Below are 8,086 nucleotides of genomic sequence, written 5' to 3'. Positions count from 1 at the left end.
GCGTTTGAAATTGCTTTTAGTCAACAATTCCAACGCGCGAACCCGCTTGCGGGTTCGATCTTCGGGGAGCTTTTCTTCGAAATTAGTCGTAATTCCTGCGGCCATGCGATTTCTGGACAGACACTAGCTAGCCGACAAAAATCTCCGTTTACCCCGACGTTGAACAGCCCCTACAATCGCCCGTCGCCAGCGTTTTGGGTGGGACAGTTCTTGTTTCGGATACAACGGAAAAACCGATGTGCTTGTTGATCAGCTGCGATGTGGGGGGTGATCGATTCCCTGCGGCGCTGACCGCGGCGCAGACGATATCGTTGGAGCGGGGCACGTCGCCTTCCTGCGATATCGCGGCTGCTTATGTGGCCCAGCGACTGGCAACGGGCTTCGACGCACCACTGATCACCAATGCTTTTTCGCCAGCGCTGATCGATGTCGGCAGATCGCTGCATCACCGCGAACTGTTTCCAAAGTGGACGCGGAAGTGGCCCGAGCCGGATCGTCAATTGTTGGTTGACGAAATTTATCGTCCGTATCGCGAAAGCGTTCGGCGTGCGATCGCGGGTGGCCTGCTGCGACACTCCTATGTCATCCATCTATCGATCCGTACGTTTGCGCTGCGGACGAAAGGCACGATTCGCCGGACGGACGTGGGTTTGCTTTACGATCCGTCGAATGATCACGAAGTCGATTTGTGCTTGGATTGGATCGACGAGATGTATGACGAAGCGCCCATGCTTCGCGTCCGTCGCAACTATCCGCGTCGCGGTACCAACGACAGCATCACCAAGTCCATGCGAGCAGAGTTTGCGGGGACACCCTATTTGGGAATCGAAGTGATGTTGAACCGGGCATGGGTGTCACGTGATGTTTCGCTGCGCGACGAAGCGATCGAAGGTATCATCGGCGGTTTGAAGTCGATCACCCAAACTCCGCAACGCGAAGCTGCTTGAAACCGCGGCCGCGTGCGTGCCCGTTTCAAGGAGTCGCCCCCAATGGCATTGAACTTAGCGGCATCGAATTCACCGGCATCGAACCCGTTCTCACTTTCTGGTCGGCGGGCCCTGGTCACCGGTGGAACGCAGGGTGTCGGTGCTGCGATCGCGAAGTCGATTGCCATGGCCGGGGGGGACGTGATCATTGTCGGGCTCCGAGACGACGAACGTGCGCAAGAGACGCTGCAGGCGTGTCGCCAAACCGGTGTTCGCGCCGAGTTGCTGGTCGCCGACTTGGCCGTACCACCGGATCGATTCGTGGACGCACTAGTGCGAGACGTTGATACATTGATGCACGGCATCGATGTGCTGGTCAACAACGCGGGCACGTTTATCGATGTCCCTTTTTTGGAAATGGATTTCGAGCGTTATCAAACGACAATGCATCTGAATTTGACGGCGGGATATTTTCTGACCCAAGCTTTGGCTCGCCGTTGGGTCCGCGATCACGTCGCCGGTCGAGTCCTGTTCACCGGGTCGATCAATGGCGTATTGGCCGAGCCGGATCATACGGCCTACGACGCCAGCAAGGGCGCCGTCGCTGCGCTGGTGCGTTCCCTTTGTGTCGCGCTGGCGCCGCACGGGATCCGCGTCAACTCGATGGCGCCCGGATTGGTGCAGACTCCCTTGACCCGTCCGGCGATCGATCAAGGTTCGGTGAACGCGTGGATGCAATTGCACACTCCCAATGGCCGGGTTCCCGATGCTGATGCATGCGGGGGCGCGGCGGTGTTTTTGTTGTCGGATGCGGCCGAGCACGTCCACGGCCAGACGCTGTTGGTCGATGGCGGGATGAGCGTTTGGCAACAACCCGATGCACCGGACAATTGGCCTGGTTAGCCGCTTGTTAGCAGACCCGGCCCCGGTCGTCCGCCCTTGTGCTCATACGCCCACGCCGCTGCCTGCTTATGGGAACACAGCCGGTTTGACCTGGAATTGACTGATTTCATCGGTAAGTCGTTTCCTTCCAATGCTAGCGTCTGTTGATCCGATCATGACTTGCTTGCTATTCCCAAATTTATGTACGACGCATCATGAGACTCCCGTCGACCGTTATTTCTGATTTCGACGAAACAACAACCATAGCACTGAAAAGCGACCGACAGCGTCTAAAGAGCATGGCGAAAAAGGGTCCGCCCCATTCAAACGAAGACTGATAATGATCAACCACTCCCAGCCCAATCTTATCTGCGCCTTCGCAGCAGTCTGTTTTGTTCTGACTTGCCTCTGTTCCATCGATTGGAAAACGACCAATGAGCTTCGAGTGGCGCAAAACGGATTTAGTACCGGAGGAAAGCGAACTCCGTTCCAATCGCCCTATAGCAACACACTTTCCCCTTACCTTGATCTGCTTCGCAACGACAACAGTGCGTTGAGTCCCTACCACTCGTTCGTTCGCCCGCGACAACGACTGCAGCAAACTCTGGGGCAGCAAGCCGCATCGTTGCGGCAACTTCAAAGGTCCGTTGGTCAGCCCGGTATTGCGGCGCCCGTGCAACAAAGGTTACCCACCGGTCGAGGCGGATCGTTTAACAACCATTTGCATTTTTACGATTTCAATTCCGCCCAGATGCGGTGACCCACCGAACACGTCCTCCGATCTGTCCGCTGGCGGTATCGTCGCAAAGCGGTTCGCCCTTAAAAAACTCATCGTCTTGACACGCCAACTTGCCCAATTTCGTCAACTCGCCATCGTCATGCTGTTTGCATGCGCGGTGGGAAGTACAGGTTGCCAAGTGGTGTCCCCAAGTCGCGGCCGAGGGATTGCGAGGGCCGACCATCTGCCATTCGAAAATCAATTTGTCCCGCGTGAATTGGACAAAGTGACTGCGTCGATGTATCGCATCGAACCGCCCGACATTTTAACGATCGATGTTCAGCAAAACGTGTCGCAAGCGAAGCACGAACTGCAAGCGGGCGATATCGTTTCGTTGAATGTAAACGGAGCGTTCCCAGATGAACCAATTTTCGGCGACTATCAGGTCGGCGTCGGTGGCGAAATCGAACTCGGATTTACCTATGGCTTGATTCATGTTGCTGGACAAACGACTCAGCAAGCGACCCGTCTGGTCGAACAGCATCTCGCATCCCAATTGCGATCCCCCGTCGTTTCGATGTCGCTGCGTTCGGTCGCCGGCATCCAACCTATATCGGGCGAACATATTGTCGGCCCGGACGGAACGGTGACGCTGGGTCAATATGGTTCGGTTCAAGTCGCTGGGCTAACCCTGGATGAAGCGAGAGGGATGATCGCCAGCCAATTGTCGGGGGACTTTGTTGATACCAAAGTTTCTGTCTCTGTGTTTGCCTACAACAGCAAAGCGATCTACGTCGTAACGCAAGGAGGCGGGTTGGGTGATGCATTGGTGCGACTGCCATACACGGGCAACGAGACCGTGATGGATGCGTTGGCCCAAATCAACGGAACCAGCTATGTTTCGTCGAGCGAGATGTGGATCGCTCGTCCCAATCGCGAAAGCGACAAACCGGTTCGATTGCCGATCGACTGGGAAGCGATCACTCAGAATGCTGATGTTAGAACCAATTACCAATTGCTGCCTGGCGACCGCGTCTTCATCGCCCACAGCAAATTGGTGGCGTTCGATTCTGCGATTGCAAAGTTCACGTCTCCCTTGGAACGCATCCTCGGATTCACTTTACTGGGAACCGGTACGGCATCGCGACTGTCTGGAAACGTTCTTGACAACAAAAACTTGGGAGGTGGGTTCGCACAATAGTTTGAGTCCATGACGGACTCGACAGGTCATCGATAGCACGCGCAAACGACCAGCATGAACAACGAGTGATTGAAGGCCTGACGTCGCAATCGATCGCTTGCTAGTTTTGCTTGTAAGATGACGAAGAACACGCGTTCGCTATCGCTGGCCGGCTAAGTCGCCCAAACCCATGATTGATCGACAGACAAAAGATTTGCGAGACTTCGGCTGGCTTGCCCAGGCTTGGCCAATCCCATTGATGGGCTTGTTTGTGCTGCTGACTACCGGTTGCGGATCGTTGTTAACGCCGCATCAAGCGACCTACCAATACGACCCGTGCCAATGTTTGGGCTCCTGCGCCGGATACACCGAAACGAATTGGACATCACTGGATGGATGCCGGGGGGAACCCTCGACGCCTCACCCGCGCGTTCCCGTTGAAGAGTATTTTCCTGTTTCGAAAGTCGCACCCAACAATGACGAACTTCTCTTGAACGAAGCGACCGTCGTGGGCAAAGCCATCCTAATGAAAGAAGCGTCGGAAGCGGCCAAAGAAGTTTCCCGTCGCCTTGCTTCGGAGGAAGGCCAGGAAGTGATACAAGCAGGTTATTTCTCGCGAAGCACGCAACAAGAGACTAACGCTTCGCAATGGCAAACAGCACCGCGAGGTGCCGAATCAACCTTTGAAAAACCGGAAGCCGACGAAGACCGGATAGACAAGAATCGACACGACAAACAACTCGTTGAAGTTACGGTTGAGTACTTGCAATAGGGACGTCGACGCCATGGAAGTCGGATACCGCCACACCGACATCGTGAACCGCAATCGCGTGCGATTCCGCGCGTTGGCGTAAGCTTTTTGGGGTCGAAAATTCGAACCCGTGCACACGAGTCATCGTCGACACAGGGTCTTCACAATCAGGCTCTTTCCAAGTTCGTACTTTCGGTCCGACGACGGTCGCCAAGAACGTGCAGAACAGTTGCCGCGTGATGTAGGTCAACGTTTTCGAAATCAAACTTAGATCGCCGACGAAGTTTGTCCTGCGGATGTATTCCAGGTCGTAATCGAGTTTCTTGGGTACACCCGCAAGCGATTCGTCGTACCCCAGTCTCAATTGTGCCAAGCCGGTGATGCCCGGGTGTACTTGAATACGGTGGTGGTATCCAGGGACTTCTTGGGAAAGTCGCTCAACAAATTCGGGGCGTTCGGGGCGAGGCCCGACCAAATTCATATTGCCCGCCAACACGTTTAGAAACTGGGGCAGTTCGTCAATGTGCGTTCGTCTTAGCCAACGCCCCAGCGCCGTAACGCGAGGGTCGTCGGCGCTGCTCCAAACGGCACCCGAGAATTCCTCGGCGTTGTGCCGCATGGTGCGAAACTTCCAGATTTTGAATAGGTTGCCATCTTTGCCGACGCGAACTTGGCGGTAAAAAATGGGCCGTCCATCCAGTAAGAGTACCGCGACGGCAACGATGCTCATCAACGGAACCGCCACCAGCATCAGTCCGACGGTGATGAAACGATCGACCAGTGTCTTGACACGAAAATAGTCGGCGGGCTGAACATGGTCATCGACGTGATCATCGTCGGATTTCAGGTTGCCGCGTTCGTCGCTTGGCGAAACCGAATCTTCGTCTGCGATCGCCGTATGGCTGTGACGATTCGAGACAGGTTTCTTGGTCGCAGGATGAACGTAGACATCCGAAGCGTCGGCCGGTGAACACGGAGCTGATGCCGAATTTGCAGTGAGGGATGGCATCATGTTTCCGCAGTGTCCGGATTTGCGTGTGAGTTGATGTTTGATTCCGCTACCTTTTCGGAATGGCTTTCCGGCTGAGCGCTTCGAATTGCATTTCGCAACTCATGGATTTGACGTCGCAGATCGCGTTCAACAGAATCATCAATGGATTGTGAGCTATGGATAGATTCGGTCGCTACATTTTGAACGCGGTGACGCGAGGGAATCGTTTTACGGCCGGGAACATTGCTGATCTTAACGGTTGTATCAGCAGCGAATTTCCCGCTGTGGACGATGGAGCCGCAAACTGGAATGGCCGCATCACTTGCCGCTTCTTCACAGAGTGAAAGCAGGTCCCAGCGGCTGACGTTTACAAACGTGGCAAAGAGACTTTGATCCACCTCGGCAGCAAACAGCACGCTTTCGGCGGAACCTAAAAAGGAAGGTCCGTTGACAATGACGGCGTCGTATTCGCTGCCGACCGACGCGATGGTTGAACGCAACGAATGCGGCGCCACCCACGACGAAGGGGTCGTTGTCGTGCCCACAGGCAGAAAATCTAGAAGGTCATGCTGTGTCGCAACAATGTACTGTGCCACAGTGCTGCAGAGATCACCTGGCTTGTTGACCGGCAACGATCGAATGCCCGGGACGTTGGAAGCACCCGCGGCGCGACTGAGCACGCCGCCATCGATATCACAGTCGATCAACAGCACCCGCCGCTGATGGCTCGCCAACAAAATGGCGATTTCCTGCGAGACCAAGTGACGCGGTTCTTTGGGATGACAACTTGTGATCATCAGGCTAATTGTTTGGGAAGCGTCTTCATTACGAAGAATGATTCGTGCCACGGCCTCCCGAACACCGTCCGACGTGCGAACCGAATTTTGACGCGTCCTAAAAAAGCTTGTGATGCCGCCGCTAGATTCTGGCCTCATATAGGGAGCGGCGCCGAACACGGGGTAGGACGAGTGCGAGACAATATCGTCAGCATCGCGAACGCGGCAGTCGTACCATTCCATCACACCGATGGCGTAAACGACGATGACCCACGCCAGCAAGCCCGCGAATACGGTGTACTTTTTTCGATAGGAGTTGTTGGCAAATTCCGGCCGTGATGCCAATTCGATCAGCGACACTCGTGGTTGGGACTGCGACTCGATTTGCAACTCTTGAAGCGACTGCCACAATCGATCTGCTAGATGACTTTGTCGCGATACTTCGTGGCGTGACATGTCCAAAGGAACCGCGGTTCGCGTCGAAGTATCGTTCGACCCGATTTGGAATTCTGACAACTGTTCACGCAGAAACGTTTTCTCACTTCGATTCAGTTCGATCTCGACTTTCAATTGATCAACGGAATGTTGAAAGTCGGATTGGCTTCTTGATTGAAGATCCACCGCGATTTTTGATCGAGTCGCAGTTTCTAATTCCGCAAGGTCGTTTAGCAAGAACTGCTGTTGTTGACGCAATTGCAGTAGCTTTGGTGATGTCTCGCTGGCGGCGATGTTTCGCATCGCATCGATTTGTAGGTTCAGGCTAAGCAGTCGTTTTCTCGCGGCAACGACCTCTGGGTTTGCATGCAGTAACGCTTCGGTCGTCGCCTCGACGGACGTTGATGTGTGTTGCTGACCGTGCTGCTTTTCCGACAATTGGGCTTGCAGTTGGCTGCCGCGAAGCTGGGCCGCTTGCAGTCGTCGCGAGTAGTCGCGATACGCTTGGAACTGCATTTCATCTCGCAGGGTCAACGACTGGGATGTGTCCGAACCGAGGCCTTCGGCGATACGGTTAAGCTTTTCCCAGGACGCATCCAGGTCGGCGTCGGCTTGCTTTGCGGCCAATTCGAGCTGTTCTTCGCGTTCGGTGCGGTCGTGTTCCAGGCGACAAACGATTTCAGCCAAGTAAGCTTTGGTGACGGCATTGCACAACGTTTGCGACGCGACCGGGTCCGGGTGTTCCACCGAGATGGTTAATGTCTCGGAACCGGTCTGTGCTTCAGCTTTCAGCTTGTCGTCTAACCACTTGACGCGAAGCCCCTTTCGAATGGGTGAGACATAATCGACAACGCTCGGATCTTTGACGGCGGCTGCCAGTACTTGGGGCGACCGAACCAGCTTGGTTTGCGAGCGGAAGAACGCAGAGTCCTCTGAACGTGAGGTCTGTGCTGAAAAGATGACGTCTTGCTGTTCACGGACTCGTAGATAGCTCTCTGCGACATACTTCGGTTGCCCCATCATCCAAGCCGTTGCAGCGACGCAGATTGCGACAGACAGACTTAGTACTGTCGTAAGCAATAGACGGTTTAGGCAAGCCGCTAGGATATCGCCCACCTCGGGCGATTCTCGCCGAAGGGGCGCGTGAGTTCGCGCCAATCTTGCCTTGCCGATGGTCGACTTGTGGGCCGCGCTGACGGAATGGGTTTTTGTAGTGTTCAAAGCGACCTGAGTGGGGCTGTCGCGGTTGGTTTGCCGGCATGTCGTTAGTCACGAAGCCAGCCGAGGGCGACAACGATTCCATTTGAGGAATCGACGTACGCGTTTTGGATGTTTCGTCCATCCGAGCGTGGATGAAACAACCAAACCGTCGATCACCGAATAAAGCGAAGGAGCTGAACAACCCCTCTTTTTCGTCAGTGGTTGGC

The 8,086-nt window shown here is 54.9% G+C and carries 6 protein-coding genes; 4 read left to right on the top strand and 2 right to left on the bottom strand.

Annotation, left to right across the window (positions count from 1 at the left end; genetic code table 11):
* The first annotated feature begins 236 nt into the window (after positions 1-236).
* From Poly51_RS04870 to Poly51_RS04855, 4 genes are all read left to right on the top strand, one after another.
* On the top strand, positions 237-947 hold the full coding sequence (locus Poly51_RS04870; RefSeq protein WP_146454745.1) for an N-formylglutamate amidohydrolase: 711 nt from the start codon (positions 237-239) through the stop codon (positions 945-947).
* 42 nt (positions 948-989) lie between these two features.
* Positions 990-1,829 carry an SDR family NAD(P)-dependent oxidoreductase gene (locus Poly51_RS04865; RefSeq protein ID WP_146454742.1) on the top strand — a complete coding sequence of 280 codons (840 nt, stop codon included), beginning with the start codon at positions 990-992 and terminating at the stop codon, positions 1,827-1,829.
* A gap of 815 nt (positions 1,830-2,644) precedes the next feature.
* Positions 2,645-3,727, top strand: a complete 1,083-nt coding sequence (locus Poly51_RS04860) for a polysaccharide biosynthesis/export family protein (RefSeq protein WP_146454740.1) — start codon at positions 2,645-2,647, stop codon at positions 3,725-3,727.
* 169 nt (positions 3,728-3,896) lie between these two features.
* Positions 3,897-4,478: a hypothetical protein gene (locus tag Poly51_RS04855; RefSeq protein WP_146454738.1), complete on the top strand. Its 582-nt coding sequence runs from the start codon at positions 3,897-3,899 to the stop codon at positions 4,476-4,478.
* On the opposite strand, the gene Poly51_RS04850 is transcribed toward Poly51_RS04855, so the two are convergent.
* A complete protein-coding gene (locus Poly51_RS04850; RefSeq protein WP_186775342.1) occupies positions 4,456-5,466 on the bottom strand; it encodes a sugar transferase in 1,011 nt (336 codons plus the stop codon). The genes Poly51_RS04855 and Poly51_RS04850 overlap by 23 nt on opposite strands.
* Complete coding sequence (locus Poly51_RS04845) at positions 5,466-7,880, bottom strand: hypothetical protein (protein ID WP_146454734.1); 2,415 nt, start codon at positions 7,878-7,880, stop codon at positions 5,466-5,468. Before Poly51_RS04845 ends, Poly51_RS04850 begins: the two co-directional genes overlap by 1 nt.
* Positions 7,881-8,086 lie beyond the last annotated feature (206 nt).

The organism is Rubripirellula tenax (assembly GCF_007860125.1).
Classification (GTDB): domain Bacteria; phylum Planctomycetota; class Planctomycetia; order Pirellulales; family Pirellulaceae; genus Rubripirellula; species Rubripirellula tenax.
This window is presented reverse-complemented; position numbering and strand designations above follow the sequence as displayed.

Excerpts from the sequence above, each read along its gene's own strand:
- Poly51_RS04850 (WP_186775342.1), bottom strand. The coding sequence starts at position 5,466 with ATGCCATCCCTCACTGCAAATTCGGCATCAGCTCCGTGTTCACCGGCC.
- Poly51_RS04865 (WP_146454742.1), top strand. The coding sequence starts at position 990 with ATGGCATTGAACTTAGCGGCATCGAATTCACCGGCATCGAACCCGTTC.
- Poly51_RS04855 (WP_146454738.1), top strand. The coding sequence starts at position 3,897 with ATGATTGATCGACAGACAAAAGATTTGCGAGACTTCGGCTGGCTTGCC.
- Poly51_RS04870 (WP_146454745.1), top strand. The coding sequence starts at position 237 with ATGTGCTTGTTGATCAGCTGCGATGTGGGGGGTGATCGATTCCCTGCG.